The 246-nt window shown below is 72.4% G+C and carries 1 protein-coding gene; it reads right to left on the bottom strand.

Translation table 11 applies throughout. The annotated features are described in order from the left end of the window. On the bottom strand, nt 1-246 hold a 246-nt coding region (locus P8629_RS12490; protein WP_278166415.1), incomplete at both ends, for a DUF2339 domain-containing protein.

Raw genomic sequence — 246 nt, forward strand, 5'->3', positions numbered from 1 at the left:
GCTCTGCCAGGGCACGCCGCCCCAGTGGTGCGCGGTACGCATCACCATCACGGTAAGCAGGGCGAACAGCGACAGCCCCGCCACGCCCTGCACCACCTGCAGCGCTCGCGCAGGCTCCAGGCCGAGACGCGGCAGGGCGAAGCGGCCCCAGGCCAGCAGCGCGCCCAGGCACAGCAGCAGCCCCAGCTCCAGCGGGTTGAACAGCGGCAGGTAAGGCAGCGGATCGCTGTCGCCGGCACTGTTGGC

The sequence above is a fragment of the Hydrogenovibrio sp. 3SP14C1 genome, from assembly GCF_029625905.1.
Lineage (GTDB): Bacteria > Pseudomonadota > Gammaproteobacteria > Thiomicrospirales > Thiomicrospiraceae > Hydrogenovibrio.